The 23,314-nt window shown below is 34.6% G+C and carries 27 protein-coding genes; all 27 read right to left on the bottom strand.

Features of this window, described 5'->3' with window-relative positions; translation table 11 throughout:
- Window positions 1-22 precede the first annotated feature (22 nt).
- On the bottom strand, window positions 23-526 hold the full coding sequence (locus C7U55_RS04140; RefSeq protein ID WP_005423194.1) for an antirestriction protein ArdA: 504 nt from the start codon (window positions 524-526) through the stop codon (window positions 23-25).
- A gap of 27 nt (window positions 527-553) precedes the next feature.
- Complete coding sequence (locus tag C7U55_RS04135) at window positions 554-1,045, bottom strand: antirestriction protein ArdA (protein ID WP_106987468.1); 492 nt, start codon at window positions 1,043-1,045, stop codon at window positions 554-556.
- Between the two features lie 4 nt (window positions 1,046-1,049).
- Window positions 1,050-1,271 (bottom strand): hypothetical protein, encoded by a 222-nt coding sequence (locus C7U55_RS04130; protein ID WP_004844214.1) that lies wholly within the window; start codon window positions 1,269-1,271, stop codon window positions 1,050-1,052.
- Entirely contained in the window at window positions 1,268-1,402 is a 135-nt protein-coding gene (locus tag C7U55_RS04125) for a DUF3789 domain-containing protein (RefSeq protein ID WP_005611092.1), read from the bottom strand. Before C7U55_RS04125 ends, C7U55_RS04130 begins: the two co-directional genes overlap by 4 nt.
- A 3-nt stretch (window positions 1,403-1,405) precedes the next feature.
- Window positions 1,406-2,638: a MobT family relaxase gene (gene mobT / locus C7U55_RS04120; protein ID WP_106987467.1), complete on the bottom strand. Its 1,233-nt coding sequence runs from the start codon at window positions 2,636-2,638 to the stop codon at window positions 1,406-1,408.
- 158 nt (window positions 2,639-2,796) lie between these two features.
- Window positions 2,797-4,200 carry an FtsK/SpoIIIE domain-containing protein gene (locus tag C7U55_RS04115; RefSeq protein WP_106987466.1) on the bottom strand — a complete coding sequence of 468 codons (1,404 nt, stop codon included), beginning with the start codon at window positions 4,198-4,200 and terminating at the stop codon, window positions 2,797-2,799.
- Between the two features lie 70 nt (window positions 4,201-4,270).
- On the bottom strand, window positions 4,271-4,957 hold the full coding sequence (locus C7U55_RS04110; RefSeq protein ID WP_106987465.1) for a hypothetical protein: 687 nt from the start codon (window positions 4,955-4,957) through the stop codon (window positions 4,271-4,273).
- Window positions 4,958-5,147: 190 nt separating this feature from the next.
- The gene (locus C7U55_RS04105; RefSeq protein WP_106987464.1) at window positions 5,148-5,531 is read right to left on the bottom strand and encodes a YdcP family protein; all 384 of its coding nucleotides are present in this window, start codon (window positions 5,529-5,531) and stop codon (window positions 5,148-5,150) included.
- A gap of 15 nt (window positions 5,532-5,546) precedes the next feature.
- Window positions 5,547-5,870: a YdcP family protein gene (locus tag C7U55_RS04100; RefSeq protein WP_005334875.1), complete on the bottom strand. Its 324-nt coding sequence runs from the start codon at window positions 5,868-5,870 to the stop codon at window positions 5,547-5,549.
- Window positions 5,871-6,047: 177 nt separating this feature from the next.
- A complete protein-coding gene (locus C7U55_RS04095) occupies window positions 6,048-9,101 on the bottom strand; it encodes a VaFE repeat-containing surface-anchored protein (protein ID WP_106987463.1) in 3,054 nt (1,017 codons plus the stop codon).
- 527 nt (window positions 9,102-9,628) lie between these two features.
- Window positions 9,629-10,090, bottom strand: a complete 462-nt coding sequence (locus C7U55_RS04085; protein ID WP_007887521.1) for a helix-turn-helix transcriptional regulator — start codon at window positions 10,088-10,090, stop codon at window positions 9,629-9,631.
- Between the two features lie 16 nt (window positions 10,091-10,106).
- Window positions 10,107-10,400: a hypothetical protein gene (locus tag C7U55_RS04080; protein ID WP_106987462.1), complete on the bottom strand. Its 294-nt coding sequence runs from the start codon at window positions 10,398-10,400 to the stop codon at window positions 10,107-10,109.
- A 232-nt stretch (window positions 10,401-10,632) separates the two neighbouring features.
- A complete protein-coding gene (locus C7U55_RS14220; RefSeq protein WP_396129979.1) occupies window positions 10,633-10,746 on the bottom strand; it encodes a TnpV protein in 114 nt (37 codons plus the stop codon).
- A gap of 62 nt (window positions 10,747-10,808) precedes the next feature.
- A complete protein-coding gene (locus C7U55_RS04070) occupies window positions 10,809-11,309 on the bottom strand; it encodes a DUF308 domain-containing protein (RefSeq protein WP_162297404.1) in 501 nt (166 codons plus the stop codon).
- Between the two features lie 140 nt (window positions 11,310-11,449).
- Window positions 11,450-11,986: a TetR/AcrR family transcriptional regulator C-terminal domain-containing protein gene (locus C7U55_RS04065; RefSeq protein ID WP_106987460.1), complete on the bottom strand. Its 537-nt coding sequence runs from the start codon at window positions 11,984-11,986 to the stop codon at window positions 11,450-11,452.
- 62 nt (window positions 11,987-12,048) lie between these two features.
- Entirely contained in the window at window positions 12,049-12,495 is a 447-nt protein-coding gene (locus C7U55_RS04060) for an S-ribosylhomocysteine lyase (protein WP_106987459.1), read from the bottom strand.
- 116 nt (window positions 12,496-12,611) lie between these two features.
- Window positions 12,612-13,370: an ABC transporter ATP-binding protein gene (locus C7U55_RS04055; protein WP_106987458.1), complete on the bottom strand. Its 759-nt coding sequence runs from the start codon at window positions 13,368-13,370 to the stop codon at window positions 12,612-12,614.
- A complete protein-coding gene (locus C7U55_RS04050; protein ID WP_106987457.1) occupies window positions 13,360-14,337 on the bottom strand; it encodes a FecCD family ABC transporter permease in 978 nt (325 codons plus the stop codon). Before C7U55_RS04050 ends, C7U55_RS04055 begins: the two co-directional genes overlap by 11 nt.
- Entirely contained in the window at window positions 14,324-15,214 is an 891-nt protein-coding gene (gene isdE, locus C7U55_RS04045) for a heme ABC transporter substrate-binding protein IsdE (RefSeq protein ID WP_106987456.1), read from the bottom strand. Before isdE ends, C7U55_RS04050 begins: the two co-directional genes overlap by 14 nt.
- The gene (locus C7U55_RS04040) at window positions 15,192-16,058 is read right to left on the bottom strand and encodes a heme-binding Shp domain-containing protein (RefSeq protein WP_227213297.1); all 867 of its coding nucleotides are present in this window, start codon (window positions 16,056-16,058) and stop codon (window positions 15,192-15,194) included. Before C7U55_RS04040 ends, isdE begins: the two co-directional genes overlap by 23 nt.
- Before the next feature lie 28 nt (window positions 16,059-16,086).
- Entirely contained in the window at window positions 16,087-17,700 is a 1,614-nt protein-coding gene (locus C7U55_RS04035) for an NEAT domain-containing protein (protein ID WP_106987455.1), read from the bottom strand.
- Between the two features lie 204 nt (window positions 17,701-17,904).
- Window positions 17,905-18,861 (bottom strand): ribose-phosphate diphosphokinase, encoded by a 957-nt coding sequence (locus tag C7U55_RS04030; protein WP_048924130.1) that lies wholly within the window; start codon window positions 18,859-18,861, stop codon window positions 17,905-17,907.
- A gap of 14 nt (window positions 18,862-18,875) precedes the next feature.
- Complete coding sequence (gene glmU / locus C7U55_RS04025) at window positions 18,876-20,255, bottom strand: bifunctional UDP-N-acetylglucosamine diphosphorylase/glucosamine-1-phosphate N-acetyltransferase GlmU (protein WP_106987454.1); 1,380 nt, start codon at window positions 20,253-20,255, stop codon at window positions 18,876-18,878.
- Window positions 20,256-20,365: 110 nt separating this feature from the next.
- Window positions 20,366-21,223: a 4-(cytidine 5'-diphospho)-2-C-methyl-D-erythritol kinase gene (gene ispE, locus C7U55_RS04020; protein ID WP_106987453.1), complete on the bottom strand. Its 858-nt coding sequence runs from the start codon at window positions 21,221-21,223 to the stop codon at window positions 20,366-20,368.
- A 5-nt stretch (window positions 21,224-21,228) separates the two neighbouring features.
- A complete protein-coding gene (locus C7U55_RS04015) occupies window positions 21,229-21,966 on the bottom strand; it encodes a sporulation peptidase YabG (RefSeq protein WP_106987452.1) in 738 nt (245 codons plus the stop codon).
- A 10-nt stretch (window positions 21,967-21,976) separates the two neighbouring features.
- A complete protein-coding gene (gene rsmA / locus C7U55_RS04010) occupies window positions 21,977-22,795 on the bottom strand; it encodes a 16S rRNA (adenine(1518)-N(6)/adenine(1519)-N(6))-dimethyltransferase RsmA (RefSeq protein ID WP_106987451.1) in 819 nt (272 codons plus the stop codon).
- Window positions 22,776-23,312, bottom strand: coding sequence for a ribonuclease M5 (gene rnmV, locus C7U55_RS04005; RefSeq protein WP_106987450.1), 537 nt, complete (start codon window positions 23,310-23,312; stop codon window positions 22,776-22,778). Before rnmV ends, rsmA begins: the two co-directional genes overlap by 20 nt.
- Window positions 23,313-23,314: the final 2 nt, after the last annotated feature.

Raw genomic sequence — 23,314 nt, 5'->3', positions numbered from 1 at the left:
GGCGGTGCTGATCTGCCAGCCCTTAACGCAGTACCTCACAGATACCAGCGTTTGTTGCAATAAATGTCCCCTCTATATCGAGGTCACGCCCGTAGGCTTCATAGTCGATATAGTTCTGTAAAGAGGACGGGATTTCTCCGAGTACCTGTTCTTCATCAATCAGATAGTAGGCTAAATCGGTCATCGTTTCACAGCCGGAATACAGAATGATGTCGTCCTTATGTTCCACCAGTTCTTCCAGACTCCCATAGCAGGATATAAAACTGTCCAAGTCGTCCAGCAGGTAATCCGGTAATTCTTCCAACTGCTCATAGATACGGTTCAGTTCTTCGATGGAAATGTATTCGCTAATCTCCATCGGGAAGTTGTCCGTATCATGGATTGCGTATTCTTCGTACTCTGCATTTAAGCCGATACGTTCTGCAATCACTTCTTCGTCTAACGGAAAAGAGAACCAGTCCCCGACCAGTTCTCCCTCATTGTACTTGCCAAGATTGGCTATATAGACTTGCATATCATCAATCATAAGTGGTTCACTTCCTTTCGGTGTCTATCAGAGCTTGAACATACCGTTTTCACTGACAACATAACGTCCTGTTTCTTCCAGCTCCTGTGCATAGGCTTCCAGATTAAAGTATTTTTTCCCTTTTTCGGAGAGGGCAGAAAATTCAATGTTATGTTCCAGTCGGTAACGGGCAACGTCCATGATGTTGTGACACTCTGGATAAAACCGAAATTCTTCTGATTTCTGTAATAAATCCTCAACACCGCCACAATAGGAAATCAAGTCATTGTATGCCTGTTGAACTTCTGGCGGTAACTCCATGTAAGCAAAGTACAGCTTATTCAATCGTCTGACGCTGGTTGTTCTTACAATATCGCCAGCAAAAGGGAGTTTCATATCTATAATCTGATAATCGCCACTGTCAGCTTCCACACCGAGCAGGTCATGGAACAGCTCATAATCAATGGGGAGATTGAACCAGCGAGAGGTTTTATCCTCTGCTGGCAAGGTACTTTCTATCAATACGCTACATTCTTCCATAGGCTTACGCTCCAATAATCTTATTGAATAGCTGTAACAATACGTCTTTTACGCCGGACGCATTGAATACAAGACCAACTGCTACTAAGGCAACTACCAAGAATCCGATGAGTTTGGAAAACTCACGTTTGAATCCCAAGTAGATACCGATAACCACAATCGCCATCAGCACAAGGCTCTGTGCATTGCTTAAAAACCAGTTATAAAGGTTCTGTCCAAAATTCATGCTTTCTTTTCTCCTTTCAGTTCCATCATTTTTCTGTCAGACTGTCTGCCAGCCTGTAAAATACACATGGCAATCACGCCAACTGTTCCCCCTAAAGAGAAGAACAGGAAATCAAATAATAATCGTTGCATTTTTCAATTCTCCTTTTCCAAAATCACATCTTCGGTAGCTGTGGTCTGCTGTTCGATTATCTTGTAGTGCTTTTCCGTCAGTTTCGTGGATTTACGGATTTCTTTCAGATAATCAATCCCTGTTTTCGCTGTGATTGCTTCCAGCATTTTGAGTGTCGGGTCAACCTGCCGTTGAATCCAGCGTAGGGTTCTGTCCAGTGTGTAGGGTTCGGGTTTGGTCGTGAGCTTTAACGGCTCTCTGTTTTCCCCGATGAACCACGCCCATCGGACAGATAATTTCCAGTCGCTCCGTTTCTTGTCTGCTTCCTTATCCACGAAGCGTACATAACGGTTGATAATAGAAAATGCCGTCCGTTCAGCGTCATAGTAGGTCAGCAGGTCACGGACAGCATAATAAGCACGTTCATTTTTCAACCGTATTTCAAATCTGTTTTTTATCGGTGCTTCCTCAATGGGTATCCCCAGTTTGATGTACTGCTCATAGCTTTTTTCATAGACACAGAAGTACACCTCACTTTTCAATGAGCCGATATAAAGCGTGTAGCCCATACCAGCCTTGTCCTGTTCCTCATGCTTGACCAGTTCGCCGGAAGCATAAGACTTAAAGGAACGGAACACCGATACACATTCCTCATTCCGGCATTTTTCGGTCAGTTCTGGAATATCCAACATTCCCGTATGGTCATTGATGGCAAGGTCAAGGCGTTTCATCACACCGCCGTCCACCAGAGCGTCCATAAGGAAGTCATACCAGCTCCGTTCCTGTGCCAGCAGATAACTTTCAAACTGGCGACAGCCTTTTCCTTTCAGTTCCAGCAGGACACCTTTTTCTTCATCTGGGGAAGTATATACGAAAATATCTCCGATGTAGTAGTGTTCTGTGTAGCTGTAATGCCCGAAGTCCTCATGTATCATGTACTGGATATTGAGCAGTAAGATGTCCTTAATGATGTGTCCAATATCCAGTGTCGGAAACCGTATCCTCACATAGTCAAACAGCATGGTAAGCGGTGCTTCTGGATTGAATTTTTCCAGAGCTTCCAAAAGTTTCACTTTCATTTCTTCTGTGACCGCCACCTTGCCGGATTCGATACGGCTTAAATGTTCACGGCTGATTCCAGCCATGACCGCAAGTTTCGTCTGGGATACACCGTACTGCAAACGCTTGTCTGCAAAATCCTGTATCCACTCTGTATCATTCAGTGCGATACCCCCTTTACAAAAAAACTGTGACATTTTTTATCCGATGTCACAGCAATAAAAAAAGCTACCAAACGCTTGATTTCAGCCAAGAATCGGTAACTTTTGTGTATGTTTCCTTGTGATTTGTGCCCCTCTGTTAGATACCGAGGGGCTTGATATATGCTGGCGTGGCTACCGCCACACCAGCAAGGCTAGTCCGTACCTGTGGCTTTCGCTCCGCACGCCACCTGTCCGTCCTGCCTTATGTGTGCAAGTTTCCCAATCGTACCTAAGAAATCATAGCCTTTGGGTACAAGGGGAGTGTAAAATTCAGATATGACGCTTGTTCCCACATCACAATATCCACGCCCTTTGATTCGCTTCTGGAAAAACTGTTTTTTTACATCACTTCCAAAGAGCATACCATAACCGAGTTCACTCATGCGACCAAGTCCCACACGGAAGTTGAAATTATCTCTGATACCGTCCCCAAAATACTTTGCGTCTGGACGCTGGCAAGCTACAATCAGAAAGTATCCAGCCTGTCTGCCGAGCATGACAATTTTCTTTAGCTGGCTTAACAGGGCGGTGCTTTCTTTTGTCGTGAGCATTTCTAGGAAAGCCACGTATTCATCAAAGATAAGGAACTGTGGAGCAAGCCCCAGATAGGCATAGTTTTCCCCTGTACGGTAGTTCGGGTGCAGTTTCATTTCTTCCGAGCGTGTGACCATGCCCTCATAAAAGGCATTGACGCAGTCAATCATATCGTCTTTCGTTTGGTAGACATTTCCCATGACTGTTCCCAAGTCTGCAAGGTCAGCGTTCTTCGGGTCAAGAATGTATAAATCCGCATTGGTTCTAAGCAGAGCTTCAATGATGGTCAGCAGAAAATAGGTCTTTCCACCACCTGTACCACCGCAGATAAGAGCATGGGGAAGTGAATCATATTCCCACACCAGATTTTTCATTAACCGCAGACCGCCGTTTTCAGCAATCACTTCATCAATCGAAATACGGTTCGCTATCATATCATAGAGCAGGGTGTATTCGATGTATCCGTCATGCAGTGTCTTGTCGGTCAGTTCACAGTACAGCCCCGATTCCAGTTTATCCTCTAAGGACAGGAGCTGTTCTTGATATTTTCCCATTGTGATTTCACACAGGATATGGAGCAAGCCATTATCCATCTGATAATAGATTTTTGGAAACCATACGATTTTTTCTCTTGATCTGCTTTGCAGGTCAGTGAAAAAAACGTTGTTTTTGGTAGTTTCTGCTTCGTACCATTTATTTTCCAGTACCATACGAGCCAGCTTTTGGCGGTGTAACAACCGCTTGATATGGTCGTATCGGTAGCGGTAGCGGTAGTAAAGAAAAGCGACCAATGCACAAACACCAGTCGCTATCAGAACCGTAATGGAATTGTAGGCAGTCCAAGTAATTCCAGCATGGAGCAGGTTAAAATCTTTCCAGTCGGTAACAAGGAGCTGTCGCAGGTTCAGTAGCAGGAATACCGCAACGAACAGGAGCAACAACCAGCCGATACAGAAATGATAAACCAGTGATTTGTCACTGGCACGAATCCTATTACCTTTAGATTTTTTCCATACTTGCATTAAAACTCCTTTCTTCGGGTATAAGAAAAGCAGTCAATCGTGTAGACTAACTGCTTTGTGAATATAAGTATTAAATTGTAGAACTAGAAGTTGTCTGGTCTTCATAAAGTGTTTTCAATACAATTTCATTAAATCGAGAAAACTCTGGTTCAGCTTCAAAACCGACAGAATTAATATCCAATGACAATGTTTCTCCCTCAACATCAGCAGTTTCTATCACTTCACTTAAAAACCCAGTTCGTTGTAGACGCTTAAATACGGAATCAACATCTCTGTTTGGAAAATTTTTCCTAAATTCCGCACAAAATTTTCTCCAATTTTGATATACTAATCGTCCTTTGTATTCATTCGAGAACTCTTTAAAAAATGACAAATATTCTAATTCTCTATAGGAAAGTGTGTTTATTAATTCTATATATTCTTCAAACTCGTCTGTTGATATTTTATCATTTCCATTCAAATACCCGTTTATTAGCAAATTTCCATAGAATTTTACCTTATCTCCATTCAACGCCTTATTGACAGCATTCTGTGTTTTTGCGAAACTCATAATAAATTCTACATCATTTACCATGTCTGATGTAACTGACCCAACAGATGCATTATTAATAACTTCTAAAAGTTGTTGTTGCTTTTTATTTTGAAAATCTGTCAAAGTATATTCTAAAGAATCATCTATTAAATCACCGAAAAACGGAACTGTTTTTATTGATGAAACAAATGCTGAAATTACTGGATTATGTTTTACATCTATCACTGTATCTACATTTTGAAGATCGAGTTTTACATTTTCTATCTTTTCTTTTGAATGTATATTGTTATCCTCATTTTTTTGATTTTTGTTATATCATACCATTTTAGATTCAACACCTAAAAATCTGACATGATTATATAATGCATTATATCAATTACCTCTGAGCAATACAATGAGAATCTAAATTATGAATCTATTTCTTCGGCGGTTGCTGTAGGGCGTTGTTCTGTGGATTTCCGGCATGAGTACCTTTGTTCTTCGGAACAATGTCATCTGCCTTTACATACCAGTCCACATCTGCACCACGGTAATTTGCATTGGCTACCGTATCCGCAACAGGGTTGATAAGTTCCACTTCGGCATTGTAGTCATAGTCCTTTAATGGAACAGTCGCCGGAACGGATACCTGTATCATGCGTCCCTGTGTGTTGCACTTCAAATCGTAAGTGCGTTCCTTGATTTCTTCACTGACTGTTCCATCTTCATTCTGTACATGAACCTCACGGCGTAATGCGGAGAACTTCAACACTCCAAAAGTCTTTTCTTTATCAATGACGATTCCATTTGCTAATCTCATAATCTGAATACCCCCTTATTTATTTTCTGCTGGTAACATATCGTCTGCAAGTAAGATGTAATTGACAAATCCACGTTCTCCGATTTTATAGCCATCAGTAGTGATTCGTGGGTTGATAAGTTTTACTTTCTGCTCCGGCGAGAAATGCTTTTCGCCAGCTTTGGCAGGAAGTGTCACAACTACATCATCGGCTCTCTGCACATCGGAATACAGGTTGTAGCTTCTGGTAATGACAGCCATACGCCCGTTGATTCTCTGCTGTTCCGTAGTATTTTCTCCGGCAAACTCCAAGTTCCCGAATGTCTTTTCCATGTTTGGTACGACAAATCTTAATTCCATAAATGATTGACCTCTTTTCTTTCTGTTTTATTTTCTTTCCTGCTGTACTTTGTGGGGAGCTACACTCCCCACGCCCCTAGTGGACTTCACGCTCCCGTAAATCAGAGCTTCACGGGAGCGTGAAGTTACAAAAAGGGTGGCGACCTTGAACGCTCTACCAACCGCTACATTACCGCCTTATGATTTCTTTCTACGGCGTTTGAAGTAAAGCATACCGCCAAGCCCTACGCAGGAAAGACCGAGCATGGCAAGATAAGCATAGATATTGGTATTGTCGCCTGTTTTTGGACTGTCACTTGTCTTAGTAACCGTAGATGGTGTATCCGGCGTGTCGGTATCCTTTGATGTGTCTGGGACTTCCGGCACTTCCTTGATTGTCACAGTCTGTCCATCGTCTGTGATGTCCTTATGTTCTGTCACTTTCTTTGGTTCGTCTGGATTGGTCATATCGTATAATTCCTCAAATGTGACAAGGCTCTTGCCACCAAGAGAAGAACCATCAAAAGTAAATGCAATCTCAACTGTCATTTTTTCATTGTCGGCTGTAAACTCATAATCATTGGATACTTTCTTTCCATCAATCAGAAGTTCTGCATTTTCCTCTTTTAACATCTGCCAGCCGGAAAGTTTGTATTTTGTTCCAACTTCCAGCCCATCTAATGTGACTTTATCCACAATCGTTACATCTTTTCCGGCTTCGATTTCTTTCTTGCCGTTCTTGTCCGTAGCGGTCGTATGGATTTTGATGATACGTTCTGTGATAAGAACAGTCTGTCCATCATCGTTGATGTCTTTATGTTCGGCAACCTTGACAGGCTCTTTCGGATTGCTTATATCGTACAATTCCTCAAAAGTAACAAGGTTCTGACCGCCAAGAGCTGAACCGTCAAAACTGTAAGTAATCTCAACCGTCATTTTTTCACTGTCAGCAGTGAAAGTATAATTACTGTCTACACGTTTCCCGTCAATCAGAAGTTCGGCGTTTTCTTCCTTTAACATCTGCCAGCCGGAAAGTTTATATTTTGTTCCAGCTTCCAAGCCATCAAGTGTGACTTTGTCCACGATCTTGATGTCCTTTCCGGCAACAATCATTTTTTCGCCTGTTTTCTTGTCGGTCGCTGTGGTATGGATTGTGATTTCTTTTTCGTATTCATCAGTAAGTGTCCCTAAATCTACGGTCACTTTATTTCTGGATACGACCACCTCAAAAGCTGGAATCAGCTTAAATCTGGCGTTGGAATCACACTTTAATTCCTCAATCACATAGGTATCATAGAGTAATGCACCTTTGCTGTCGTCTGGTTCAGATGTACCAAACCATACACCGTCCTCACTGGATTTTCCGGCATTGGTATTGACCTTGTGGGAAGCCCAGCTTGAAGCAGTGGAGAACTGACCGTTTTTGTCAGTAACTACGATGTGGGATTCTCCCGTTGTCTTGCTTGTGATTCTGAACGGAACACCTGCAAGGCGTTTGTGTGTACCTGCACCGATTTTTACACCCTCAATATCGCCACGTTTAATCTGGTTGTAGACAGAGTGGGATTTATCGGTCAAGTCCACGATTTTTCCATCTTCCGTGATAGAAAAGTCGATTGCTTTTGCACCGTCTGTTAAGTAGCCCTCTGGTGCTTTGCTTTCTTCTAATCTGTAATTTCCGTAAGGGAGTAAATCAGCAGAAGTAGAAGCAATTCCATCAATGCCTGTCTGAATCTTCTTGACAGTTTCATTCTTGTTGTATAGTTTTCCCTCAACCAGTACAGGACTGTCATTTAAGGAAATGATATTAAATTCTGTGTACTGTAAGGTTGCACTTCCTTGTGCTTTGGTATCCTTTGTTTCAAGGTCACGTTTCTGGATTTTTACACCGCCACGGATAACCTTGTCAGATACGGAATACTGGTTGCTTCCAGAAAGTACGGCAAGTTCGCCATCTTCGGAAATCTGTGTAAGGTATGTTCCCTTAATCTGTTCAGAACTTCCGTCAGCCTGCATATATGCACCATCTAATAAGTAGCCGTTTGGTGCTTTCGTTTCTGTGACAGTGAGTGTACCAAGTGGCAGTACATTCTTACCGTCCTGTGTATAGAAGCTGTCGCCGGATACTTTGTAGCTGTCGGCAAGTCTGGATACATAATGGATAGTTCCGTCACTGTCTTTTTCGGCAACGGTTTTGGTTGTCCATGTACGGGTAGCCTTTGCAGGAAGATTGTCTGCATTGTAGTAACCGTCATAATAGCTCCATGTGAACTCTGCACCCTCTAAAGATGCATTTCCCTGTGGAGTGGATTTTCCTGTTTCCATGTCAATTTTGAATAAATCAATCAAAGTCTCTGTGACCTTTGGAGTGTCAGCAACAGTTAATGTCGCTGTTTTTCCAACTTCCACATTTAAGGCATGGACAGTAGAATCCAGCTTGTAACCCTTTGGAGCAGAAAGTTCTTTGATGTAAACTGTTCCGGCTTTTACCTCAACTTCTTTGGTATCGCCGTTTCCATCGGCAGTAAGTGTGGCAAGCTGGCTGTTACAGCCCTTATCAGAATAGACACCAAATGTCGCACCCTCAAAGGAATAGTTGGCATTTCCATCTGTGACCGTGGGATTGGAAGAAGTCTTTTTGACCTTTGCATTTCCCACATTTAACTTCGCCCAGAACTGTCCGATGTCCTGTCCTTCGCCAGTATAAATGTAACCGCCACATTCATAACGTCCCTTGTTTGCTTTCACAAATGCTTTCGCACCAGCGTACACTTCATTCTGTACCGCCTGTGAAATTTCATTATAGGAAGCTCTGACGTTATCGCACTGCCAGCCGAGCTGTTCACTCAATCTCTGCCAGACAACACACTGTTCCAGCAAGTATCCCTGTTTGTAATTCAAGTTCGTATGAGAAGCGGTATATTGCTTGACGTACTCTAAGGAAAGAGCAACGTCCGCAATTTGATCGCTACTCATACGGGTGCTTGCGTCAGAACGTGTTTTATATCCATTCTTAAAACTGGTATTGATGTCCACACAGTAGGCAGTTTCTCCCTCAACTTTCATGTGTCCCTCATTGAATGTAGATTTGATAGAACCGTCATTCATAACGTGTTCAATGTAGCCGACACGTTCTGCTGATTCTGTCCAGTATTGATTGCCGGAAGCATGAACCGCCGTCACTGGTAATGCCGTAAGAATGGTTGCAAAAGCAAGCGTTCCTGTCAGCAATCGCTTTACTAGCTTATTCATATTTTCTCTTTCTCCTTTCGATTTTGGGTATGAAAAAAGCCGTCCATTTCTGAACGACTGGAAATAGAAAAGGAACGCCAAAAGTGTACGTTCCATAGTCTATAAAATATTTAATTTTTCTCTCTGGTGTGCTATCTGACGCCAATTTTGACCCCAAATTTCTGAAAAATGACGATTTTTGATGAACAGCTACAAATTTTTAAAATCCGTGAAACCCTTGTAACTAGGGCGTTACGGGACTATATGAAACTAGACAAAACCAACGTCACAATAACAAGTGGTAAGTGCTAATTATTTTATGAAGCCTTGATTTTACAGGCTTCATAAAGATTTTTAACTTGCTTTCACACTTGATTTGACCACATTTTTACGACAATAACTTATAGTTTATACCACAACAGGTACGGTTTCTAACAGGTTCATTTTAGACATCTCATTCTCCACATGAGACTTTTCTGCAATATGATTGTTTCCTTACAAACTGGAATTTCATGAATTATCGCTTGCCTTAAACTTGCTGACACAAATCATTTAGTTTCCAATCCACTCAAATAGAATTGATATAACAAATACACCAGAGAAAATATACCAATTAACAAATACGCCACATTTTCTTTTAAAGATACTAGATACGATGAGAATACAACAAAGCCAATAACCTTGATTACCGCTTTAATTTTTCGATTTTCAATCTTATCAATTTTACAACAGATAAAACGTACTCCAATAACCATAGGAGAAAATAAGATTGCAATCAAAATTAATATAATATTTTGCTTATTAAAAATAAGCTTTGATAACTGTTTTTTCTCATTATCCTTGATATCCAAATACTGGTATAGCAATATAAGAGAGGCTTGGTCAGGAACACTTTTTCCCAATTCCCATTTCGAAATTGTCTGTCGCGTAACAAAGACAACATCAGCCAGTTGTTGTTGGGTTAAGCCCTTTTCAATTCTGGCTGATTTAATCAAATCTGATATTTCCATAGTTGTACTCCATTTATTATCTGTTTTTAATAGTGTCGCATAATGCTATTGCTAAACAAGCAACTAAACAAGCAACTATTACAAGAAAACTCATCTGATGTTTAATAACAACGCAAAATAGGCTAATTGCCAATAACATACCAATAAAAGCAATCATACTATACTTGTATATCCTAGGATGTTTTTGGGATAATGCATTCGATATTTTTACAATTACTGCTATCATAGGAATAATTAATACCCCCATAACACCAAATAAAATTCCAGTTGCAACAACACTCATTTTGTTTTTCTTTAATTCCTTCAACATAAAAAGAACCTCCTTTGTTTTTGATACTTTGATATTAAAATAGAATTCTTTTTATGTCACGCAACGCTTGTGAAAACAGGCGCAACGGTAACGATTTTCATTCTGGTCATCGAAAGCAAAATTCCAATTTACAGATTTCTCGTATATATATTTTACCACATAGTTTTTCCAAAACACAGATTTCTCAACCCTTTTCATCTCTGCTATTATACATTCCTCCCTCTAACTCTCTTCACAACACCTGATACGCTGAAGTTCGATGGTTCTCCAGATAATCTCTGCGTAAGAATCCATACTTACCAAGTTGCTCCATCTGCTCACTGGATTTATAAGTGAGATTCGGGATCAGCTATCCATTTATATTTGTATATGTTAATTTCATGTTATTAAAAAAGCAGATTTCTCTGCTTATTGAAGATAATTACGATATTGTTTTGTAAGTTTTGTAAGTCTTAAGGCAATCAGTAGGTTTCCTATACCATTAACAAGGAACAAAATACCAATGACAAAAGATGATGAAATCACTGTACTTGGTGCTAAGAAGAACATCACAAGTCCTGTGAAAATTAAAATAGTTACAATGAAATAATCAAAGGTAATAGATGATGTAATCATCGATTTCATAAACGTATAGGCTTCTAAACAATAGAGTGCACTAATAATAATATATAAACTAAAGATATATGAGAAAAATATTGTCATAAGTGGTATATGGGTTAAAACAAAGATTCCTAAGGTACATTTCAAAAAACCACTTAATAACGTATTCTTCATAAAATAAATATCAAGCCAACCATTTAAATAATAAATAAAATCAATAATTCCTGTTGCGGTAATAATAATTCCAGCAATGATGGTAACGACTTCAAAAGATTCTTGAGGATTGATTAAAAATAAAATACCAATCACAATAGCACTTAAGGCATTGATTCAAATACTCATTTTTACTTTATTTAATGTTTTCATATTTATCACTTCCTACTTATAATATAGTCCTCTTTTATCTATTATAAAATGGACAAAAAAGAGAAAATAACTAAAAAACAGACTTATAATAAAGTCTGTGATGAATTATCGATTAAATGATAGATTTTTTCTACAAATAATTTTAAATCATAATCTCCTTGGCATTCTAACCAATCAATTAAAATACCAATCATTAAGCATTTATAAAAATGTGTCAATGTTTCTTTTTCTTCATTACTTCTTGTTACATAATGAGAAGATTGCTTCATAAACATTTTAACAATATGTAAAGCAACATGATTCGTATATGTAATAAATTCATCTTTTTGAGTTGACGAATAAAGATGTTGGAAAGCTTTTTTATGTTTTATAAATTCTTCTACCAAAGGAGAAAGACACGTCATTGGTGAACCAAATTCATAATTGTTTTGAATGATTTCATCTGCCCATAATTTTACTGTATATTCAGCAAGATTTGGGATATCTTGAAAATGATAATAAAAAGTATTTCTATTTAATGCACAACGTTCAACAATGTTTTGAACTGTTATTTTATTAAAGGTTTTTTCTTCTAATAATTGCCAGAACGCATCAATAATTATTTCTTTTGTTTTCTTCATATCTTTACCTCATTTACCCCATTATAGCAAAAAAAAGGAAATTGTATATGAACAATTTCTTCTTAAAGTAAATGATATTTATGTTCCCATTTACTGTTTACAAAATAATCTGCTGCTTTTTTAGCTTCTTCTAAATCCATAAAAGTATAGTTCCCACATTCTTCTTCCTTCGCTCCTGGAATTTCTTGATTCCATGAAGCAATTTGTGTGTAAACATCTTTTACAATTCCTTTAATTATTTCTAAATCTAAATCTCTTACGATTAAATAAAAGCCTGTCATACAGCCCATTGGTCCAAAATAAATCACTTGATCTTTATAATTTCCATTTCTAAGTAATGTTGCCCCAATATGTTCAATGGTATGTGCTGCTTCTGGTTTTAATGCAGGTTCAACATTTGGTTGTGTCATTCGAATATCGTATGTAATCAAGTCTCCATCTATTCTTGAGACATAAACTCCTTTTGTAAGTTTACGATGATCAACGCTAAAACTTGTTATTCTTTCCATATTTTTATTTTCCCCCAAATTTTATTTTGTAACAGTTTCTTTATTTTATATAGAATTAATATGCTATAAGGATATTCTAATCCTATTTACCTGTCAAGGAAAAAGGGGCATTGCCCCTATACAGTAAATACATAGGGTTGTTTAGATAATTGTGTCATCTTTAAATCAATCCCATAGATTTCTCTAATAACTTCACTTGTAATCACTTCATTTGATTTTCCTTCTACAATTATTCTTCCTTTTTTTATAGCTATAATATTATCTGAATATTGAATTGCTTGATTAATATCATGTAAAACCATAATAATCGTTATTTTATATTTTTGATTTATTTCTTTAAGTAATCTTAAGAGTTCTAATTGATATCTTATATCTAAATACGTTGTCGGTTCATCTAATAAAAGATAAGGTGTTTTTTGGGCTAAAGCCATAGCAATCCAAACACGTTGTTGTTGTCCACCTGATAAGCTTTTTAATGTTCTGTTTTTGTATTCTTTTAGGTTGGTTACTTCTAAAGCCCAATCTATGATTTCATAATCTTCTTGGGATAATTTTTGTGAATAATGGAGGTAAGGTAATCTTCCATAGCCTACAATTGTTTTTACGTCTTGATCACCATTAATTTGATTTTTTTGGTGAACAACAGCAACCTTTTGTGCAAATTCTTTTATTTTATAATTTTGTATATTTTGTTGATTAATTTCTATAAAGCCTGTTTGTGGTTTATAGATACGACTTAATAACATAAGTAAAGTCGATTTACCACTACCATTCGATCCAATAATTGTCGTTATTTGGTTTTCTTTAAATTCTATATTTAAATTTTCTATAAAAGGGTTTTGATGATAACTAAATGATAGATTTTTAACTTTCATGCATAGAACTCCTTTTTAATAAGATAATAAATAATGGACCACCAATAACAGCCATTAAAATAGCAGGTGTTATTTCATAAGGAGCAATAATGACTCGCCCTAGGGTATCAGCTATTAAAAGAATAAGAGCTCCTAATAAGCCACTTGTCGGTATTAAATAACAATGTTTATTTCCTACAAATAAACGTGAAAGATGTGGAATCAATAAACCAACAAAACTTAAAATGCCTGAAATTGATACAGAAATACTACATAAAAGAACAGCTAATAAAGAAAGAATAAAGCGATAAAAATTAACATTTATTCCTAAAGATAACAATGTACGATCTTCTAATCCTAATAAATCACATGCTTTTGTAAGAAAGCATAAAATAATTAAAATAGGTAAAATATAAACTATCAATAATTGAACATCATTCCAGGTATATAAAATAACAGAACCTACCGATGATGAAATAGATGAAGAAATACTTTCAATAAATGAAATGATTGCTGTTAAGGTATAATGAATTGCAACACCGACAAGAATAATTCTTGTCGTCTTTAAACCTGATTTCCAAGATAAACTATAGATTAAAATAAATGTAAGAAATCCTCCTAAACATGTTAATAGAGGTTTTACCGTATAAAACTCAGGTAAAAATATACCTACTAGTATACTCACTAATTGAGCTCCGGCACTAATACCTATAATTCCTGGATCCGCTAAAGGATTTTTTAAAACAACTTGAAATAATAACCCTGATAAAGCGAGCGCACATCCTACTAACATTATCACAATAACTCGCGGAAAACGTATTTGATAAACACTTGCGACATCTTTGTTGTATTCAATAAATAAACCTTTTAATAATTGAATAAAAGATACTTTGATTGTTCCAGTATTGATAGCAATAAAGAAAACAATTCCTAATAAAATAATTAAACTTACTATAAAGAGATGCGCATGTTTTTTAATTGTTTTCATATAAAATTCCTTCTAGATCTTCAAATCCTTTTTGATAATTAAAATTAGCACTCATGCCAAAATATTCATTATTTAAATCATATACTTTATTATTTTTAACGGCATCAAATTGTTGCCATGTTTCATTATTAGAAAATTCTTGTTGGAAGTATTCTTTTACTTGTTCAGGCATTGCATGAGAAGTTCTTAAAATAAGATCTGGATTTTGTTTTAACATATCTTCTACACTTACGTTCACAAAATCTTTTCCATCACCATCTCCGTAAATATTTGTTCCACCAGCTAATTTAACCAAATCACCAACATAACTCGATTCTGTAGCAACAACATAACTTCCTCCTGGAAGTCCCATTAAAATCAAAACACGTGGACTAACATTATTTTTATATTTTTCTCTAAAAGATGTCATGTAATTTACATATTCATCTATAAGTTTTTTTGCTTGTTTTTCTTTATTAAATAATTTTCCTAATTCTTCAATACTTTTATACATTCCTGATAAGTTCTTAAGATTTAAAAAAGTTGAACTTATTTTTAATTTTTCATATTTACTTGCAAGATCACTTTCTAATGAATTAGGACTTAAAATAAGGTCAGGATTTAAATTAGAAATCTTTTCCATATCAGGTGACATAGCATTACCCACTTTTATTGCTTTTTGATATTTTTTAGGAACAGTATAACTATCACTTTGAGGGATACCAATAACTTGATTTTTCGAAACACCTAATTGATCAAGTATTTCTGTAACCGCAATAGAGGTTGCAACAACAGAAATTTCTTTTGTATTTTGAGTTTGCTGGTTTTGGTTTACACATCCTGTTATAAGTGATAGTAAACAAGCAAGTAATAAACTACTTTTTAATTTTTTTAACATAAATGATTCCTCCTAAAATAATCACAATACCAATACTTATAAACAATGGATAATAATTTTTTGTAGTCTTTTTCTCTTCTGTGTGCTTCTTTAAATTTTTTTTATTGAGTTTTAAGTTTTTATCTACTTTCCCTTTAGAATTAATTAGATGATTACTTAATCCTGTTGCATTAGACATTAAAGATTTTTTCGTAATCGTCCCTACTGTTGTTTCTTCTGTTGGATTTGTTTCAATGGATGTGCTTGTTTCTTTTGTTTCCTTTTGGCTTGAAGAATTCAATGTTGCGTTATTTTCTTTTTCGTTTTGACTAGAAGTGGAGGTTGATTCTTGAGAAATCATTTGACTGCTATAAATTCCTGTTCCCACTATTGCCGAGGAAATATTTGGTTTAATGAAGAATTGTACATCCCTACCCATTGGATTAACATATATGATTGGGCTTATATAAAGATCAAGTGAGCTTACTTGTAGGCGATAATGATTAACTGAATCTCCATTTGCGCTACTACTTCCTGTTTTTGTAGCTGAAACAGAACTCATAGAACCACTTGAATTCATTACTTTAAAACGGATATTACTTACATTAGAAGCTAAACCCAAACCCACTGTGATATAGTATTTTCCATTCGTTTGTTCAACCAATAATTGGCTTTCAACAATATTGCTTACCATACTTTCACCTAAAGCAATATTTTCTCCACCATCTTCTGTTTTCCCTGTTAAAGGATTGGTATAGCTTGTAGAACGACTTACTAAATAAGCTCCATCACTTAAAGCATGAATAGGTGTCATAAACATAAATAACATCATTAATAAAATATTTATTTGTAATATTTTTTTCATAATTCCTCCATAAAAATATGAGGCATTTTTATGCCTCATGTTTTTTTCTTAAAATAACTCCTGTCATAACTGAAGAAATAATCAATAACATTGCCATTATATTAATAGCTGTTTGATCACCAGTTTTAACAACTTTATTTTCATTGGTTTGATTATTAGTTGTTGTTTGATCCTTAGAATTTGTATTTTCAACTGAATTGTTTTCTTTTTGATTATTTCCTGTATTTGTTTCTAATTCTGTTTGGGTTGAAACATATGTTAAAGTCGTATAATCTACTTTAATTCTTGCACCTAAATCCATATTACCCATCATCGCAACATGTGGATTCATCATGACATCGATATATTCATTTTCATGAGGTAATACAAAGGACCATAATGTTGGATTTCCTTGTGCATCTTTTTCAATAATTGTAGCACTATGATTTTTATAATCACTAGAGCTATTACCAATATAGAATTCTTGCAAGCTAGCTTTAATTGTTCCAAATGTCATTTCTTTAGTAGAAATATACATTGTTGCTTTTCCATCTTTAACAATAATTTTTGCTTTATTATTTAACGCATCTGCAGCCATTGATTCTTTATCACTTGTTGCATTCCATAAAGCTACATTCACTTCATATGTACCATCTTTACTAAAACGAGTTGTTACTTCTTCCTCTTTTTTATTTTCTTCTTTTATATCATCATTATCATTTTTAGGTGTTTCTGGCGTTGGATCTACTTTTGTAAGACCATCTAATTTTAATTGTAATCTTGCAGTAGAAGCTCTTGAACTTCCACCATAATAAAAATTAACATTTATCAGTTCTTTGTTTTCATCTAATCTAAATTGAACTTTTGTTGGATGACCATTTTCTTCTTCAATAACAGTTACTTCTTTATAAGTACCATCTTTAAGTTGATATTCCATTTTATCAACTGAAGCTGTTTGTCCATATATTGTCATTTCTTTTAACTTTAAAGTAACAACAACTTCATTATTTTTAACAGTCAATTGTGCTGAGTCTATAGCTTTTGCAGCCATTGATTGATCATCACTATTTTCTTTTAATACATCAACAGGAACATCATAAGTACCATCTTCTAATGTATATTCTTTTTGTAGTACTTTCGCATTTTCTAAATCTAATGTTAAAGATACATTTGTAGGATAATCTTTACCATTCCCCATCAAAGCATTCATAAAATCAACTGTAATTGGTAAAACTGTTGAATTATTTTCATCTAATTGCATTAACTCAAAAGAAATCTTTTCAGGAACTTCTGTTTCTACTGTTGGTCCATTCATTCCTTGGGTAGATTTTTCTACTTTTGTTGAAAGTGTTATTCCATTAGAAATAGTTAAAACATTTGCATAATATTCTGATCCCATGTTAATAATCATATTTTGTAACGTAGCAACTGCTTGCATTTTTCCATCTTTATCTACCGTTACTTCTAATGTATCACCAAAAGCATTTGCAAAGGCTTTTTTTACTACTGGCATTGATGCACTACTTGTTAAACTTTTTATAGGAATTTGATAAGTTCCTACTTTTGATAAATCACTATTTAATGCGTTGACTGCATTTAATGATGTCAGTTGCAATCCTAAAGCCATCATTAAAGCAAGTGTTATCTTTAATAATTTTTTCATTTTGTCCTCCCTTTTAATTTAAGTTAGCCTTGACTAACTAAAGAGAGTTTAACATTTATATTTATTTTTTCAATTTGTATTTTTGTTTCACTTATGTAACAAAATATTCTTTTTTATTCTATATTTGTTGAATTTATTAACTTTTTACGTGTTTCACAAAAGAAACAAAAAAGCCTTCACAATGGAAGACTTTTTAAATTTATATTATTTTTCGAAATCAAATTCTTGGAAAACATCACTTACTGGTAAATTATTTTCAATACTTTCAATTGTTTTAGCAAGTAATGATGCTACTGAAACAACTTTTAATTTATCGAAATGTTTTTCTTTAGGTAAAATAATTGTATCTGTAACAACGACTTCTTTAGCTGCACAGTTTTTCAATCTTTCTACTGCAGGTCCAGAGAATACTGGGTGTGTACAGGCAACGAAAACATTTTTTGCACCTTTTTCAATTAACATATCGATACCTGCAACAATTGTTCCACCTGTATCAATCATATCATCAATCATGATACAGTTTTTACCTTCAACATCACCTAAAACACCCATAATTTCAGCAACGTTAGGTTTTGGTCTTCTTTTATCGATGATTGCTACTGGACAATCTAAAGCAACTGCCATTTTACGAGCACGAGTTGCTCCACCATGGTCTGGAGAAACAACACAAATATCATCTAAGTTTTTATTTTTGAAATAATTACAGATTAATGGTAATGCTTGCATATCATCTACAGGAATATTGAAGAATCCTTGAATTTGTGCAGCATGTAAATCAATTGTTACAACACGATTAACACCAGCTGTTGTTAATAAATCAGCAACAAGTTTTGATGTAATTGGTTGTCTTGGTTTTGCTTTTCTATCTTGTCTAGCATATCCAAAATATGGCATGATTGCTGTAATTTCTCCAGCAGATGCTCTTTTTAAAGCATCGGCTAAAACTAAGATTTCCATTAAGTTTTCAGTAACAGGATTAGATGTTGATTGAACAATGAAGACATCTTTTCCACGTACTGATTCATCAATTTCAACTAAGATTTCTCCGTCAGCAAAATGGTGAACTTTTGATTTTCCCATTTCACATCCTAAATGATCACAAATATCTTGTGCTAATTCTACTGATGATGATAAAGCAAATACTGTAATTTTGTTTTTCATTTTTTCTTTTACCCCTATTTTCCTATTTTATTTCTTTTTTCTTCTAATACTTTACTATAACCTTCTTTGTTCACTTGTCTACTTCTTGCAATTGCAAAAGCATCTTCATGAACTTCATCTGTAATTGTTGATCCAGCTGCAATAAATGCATTTTTACCAACAGTTACAGGTGCAACTAAATTAGAATTGCAGCCAACGAAAACGTTGTCTTCAATTACTGTTTGGAATTTATTTTTGCCATCATAGTTGCTTGTAATAGTACCACAGCCAATATTTACGTTTTCACCAACTGTCGCATCTCCAATATAGCTTAAGTGCGCAGCTTTACTTCCTTTACCAAAAGTTGCTTTTTTCATTTCCACAAAGTTACCCATGTGGACATTTTCTAAGATATGACAATGATTTCTAAGTCTTGCATATGGTCCAATATCAACACCATTTTCAATGATAGAATCAGCAATAACAGAAAATTTAATTTCTACATTATCTTTGATTTCTACATTATCAAATTCACAATAAGGTCCAATATGACATCCATTACCAATCACTGTTTTACCTTTAATAATACATCCTGGTTCAATTGTTGTATCATGACCAATAATAACATCTCTACCAATATAAGTATTCATCATATCTACAATATTTACACCATCTAATAAATGTTTTTTATTAATACGGTATTGTAATTGTTTTGTTGCTTCTTGCAATTCAAACTTATCATTAATTCCACCGACTTCTGATAAGTCATCAATTTTATAGCCACCAACATTTAAGTTTTGATGATTCATAATTTCAATTACATCTGTAATGTAGTATTCATTTTGCGCATTGTTATTTGTGACAGATTCTAATGCTTTAAATAAAGCAGCATTATCAAAGCAATATTCTCCAACGTTCATTTCAGGAATATTTCTTTGTTCATCTGTGCAGTCTTTATATTCAACAATTCCTTTTACTTGATCATTTTCACGAATGATACGACCAAATTTCTTATCAAGGTCACAATCACATGTCATGACTGTTCCTTTCATTTGATGTTCATTATGATATTGAATAAGACCTTGTAATGTTTCTTTAGTGATTAATGGTGCATCACCATTTAAAACAATGGTAGTTCCTTCTTTATCACCTAAAACATCTTTTGCTTGCATTAAAGCATGTCCAGTTCCTAATTGTTCTTTTTGCATTACAAACTCAACACCATCAACAAGTTTCATAACTTCTTCAGCTTTATGTCCTACAATAACATAAATACCATCTACACCTAAACCTTTTAATTCATCAACAATATGACAAACCATTGGTTTATATAGTACTTCATGTACAACTTTAGGCTTGTCGGATTTCATTCTTGTACCTTTTCCGGCAGCCATTACTACTGCGTAAGTTTTCATTGTCACACCCCTCTACGACGACATTCTAACAAAATATAGCTCATAATTAAAGATGAATAAGACAATTTATTACAAATTCCTTCATCTTTTCAACAAAAAATAAAATCATATCACAGATTTTCCTCTTTATTTAATATTTTTGATTTTCTAACAAAAAAATAACGTTTTCTAAAGAATTCATATCCTTTATTTAAGATTTCTTGATCTCTTGTAATTCCAAAAACACAAGAACCACTTCCTGACATTAAAGCACCATCAAATCCTAACTCCTTCATTTCTTTTTTGATTTCTTTAATTTGTGGCACCATTTTAATAGATGGTAGTTCTAAAGTATTTTGCAGATTATCAATAACTGTTTGATAATCTTTTTCTTCAATTCCCTTTTTCATTGCTCGACAATCTTGATGAATAACTTTAGATAAATCTAAAGTTGTAAATGCCTTTTTAGTAGAAACACCTTTTTTAGGTTTAACTAACAGTAAATAGGCTTCAAAAGGTTCCTCAATAAAATGAAGTTTTTCCCCAACGCCTTCCACAAAAGCTGTTTTTTCATAAATGCAAAAAGGAATATCAGCACCTATTTCTTTCCCTAAAGCTGCCATTTCTTCATAAGATAAATTCAAATGAAAAAGTTTATTCATCGCTTTGATGACTGCAGCTCCATCAGCACTTCCCCCTGCAAGTCCTGCTTGCGTTGGAATATGTTTGTAAACAAAGATCTTAACTCCTTTTTTGAGACCATATCTTTCTTGCATCAACTTTGCAACTTTATACATGATATTTCTTTGATCTGTTGGAACGATCTTACTATTGGATTCAATTTCAATTCCTTCATCAATCACATTAATATAGATAAGATCATGTAAAGTAATTGGTGCCATGATCATCTCTAAATCATGATACCCATCTTCTCTTTTTCTAACAACATCTAACGCTAAATTTACTTTTGCATATGCTCTTATTTTCATTTGAATCACCTCGGATATAAATTTCTTGCAACCCCTCTGGTATCAATACCACCAACACCCAATTGTTTATAAGAGGTTTTTTCTATAACTTTTTCTAAATCAACGTATTCTTTTATATTTGTACTTGCAATTTGACTTGTAATAATGACCGGATCAAGGGCATGAATATTTTTTCTTGATGGACTTGAAGCAAAATTTGCGCCACTTGCAACTAAGAGTTCATAGTAGGATTGACACGCTCCTGCAAAGATGACCAAAGCATCTTTATCTGGTTGAACAAGACGTGCTTGTTTGATAGCCTCGACAAAATCTAAACTATGCAAGTAATCTTGACTATTTCTTTTTTGTCCATTTTTTTTCAAAGCATCGTGCCCCGTAATAACAAGTAAATGTGGATGATGCTTTTTTAACAGTTCTTGTATATGACTCGCAAATTCTTCTTCTTTAAAATAATATCCATAAGCATGGATACCATACTCTTGATACTTTTTCATACACATTTTTAAATAAGCAGGATCCCCATCTAAATGAAGGACTGTTCCTTTTAAACATTTTTCTTGGGGTAAAGCAACATCTTCTACTTTTCTTATTTCGTGGACAAGTTCTAAATCTTCTTTTTCACTATCCGCTATTAAACGATATTCTATTCCTCTTAAATAATAAATATTATCTTTAATATCAATAATTTCAAAAGAAATATCTTGATGATATTTTTTTCGACAAACAATATCACCGATTTTCATTTTATCACCACTATATCGTATGTTTATAAAATGATTTTGTGAGTGCTTTATAATCTTCTAAAGTAAGCTGTTCACATCTTAGTTTTTGATCGATTTGATTTTCATTTAAAACATCTAAAACATCTTGATAATCATTCTTTAAATTATTATAAATTGTTTTTCTTTTTTGTTTAAACGCACTATTTAATACTTTATATAAATTTAAATCTGCGGGTCGATCAATTGTAATCTTTAAAATAGCACTATCAACATGTGGTGCAGGAATAAAGACATTTTGACTTACAGTAAACATATACTCTATTTTACCCATATCTTGAATCATAAAAGTAAGTGGACTTTTATAATCACTGGTATATTTTAAAGCGACTTCCTTTTGAACCATCACAACAATTTCATCAATGATTTTACATTCGGTTAAAACTTTTTCAATGATTTGAGTTGTAATATAATAAGGTAAATTAGCCACTAAAATAACTTTTTTATATTTTTCTTTTAAAGATTCTAAAGTTGTTAAATCAATTTTCAAGAAATCATCAAAAACAACATCAATATGATCTTCATTTAAAAATTCTTCATAAACACCTTTAAAACGTGTATCAATTTCATAACTTCTAACATAACCTGCATAACGTGCAAGGACTTGAGTTAAAGCCCCAATTCCTGGTCCTACTTCAATAACGGCACATTCTTTATCCACACTTGATGAACAAACAATCTTTTCAACAATACGAGGATCAATTAAAAAGTTTTGTCCATATTTCTTTTTAGGATAAAGATCATATTTTTCTAATATATAGTTTGTTGTACTTTTAGTCGCTATATCCTTCACTTTCTAATTTCTCCTCTATCATTTTCTTTGTAATACCTACCATATTTAATCTTTTAAATAAGGTTTTCGCATTACCATAGCCTAAATGAAAGAAATCATAAACTTTCATTCTTCTTTTTTTATCTCCAATAATATCTAATGATATAAACTCTTGCCAGGTAATACTTTCTGCATGTTTTGAAAATGTCACAACATTTTCAATAGCTTTTTTAACGGCTTCTTTATTAGCTTCCGCGATTCCTAACTTCTTTTTACCGATTGCATCCTTTTTATCAACAAAAGCATGCTTACAGTTATCAACTACTTGATCCACTTGATTTCTTATTTTAAGGCCAGGATAATCTGGATCCGTTAATACAATAACGCCTCTTGTAAGGCTTGCTTCTTTAATAAGTTCTAGCGTTTTATCATTTAAAGCTAAACCATGTGTTTCAATTGTATCCACATCATAAAGCTCTTTTAATAGTTGTGTATCTGTTTTTCCTTCTACGATTACAATTTCTTTAATTCTTTTCATAT

The organism is Faecalibacillus faecis, assembly GCF_003024675.1.
In the GTDB taxonomy this organism is placed as follows: domain Bacteria; phylum Bacillota_I; class Bacilli_A; order Erysipelotrichales; family Coprobacillaceae; genus Faecalibacillus; species Faecalibacillus faecis.
The sequence above is the reverse complement of the archived record's forward strand: the minus strand, read 5'-3'. Positions and strand labels throughout refer to the sequence as shown.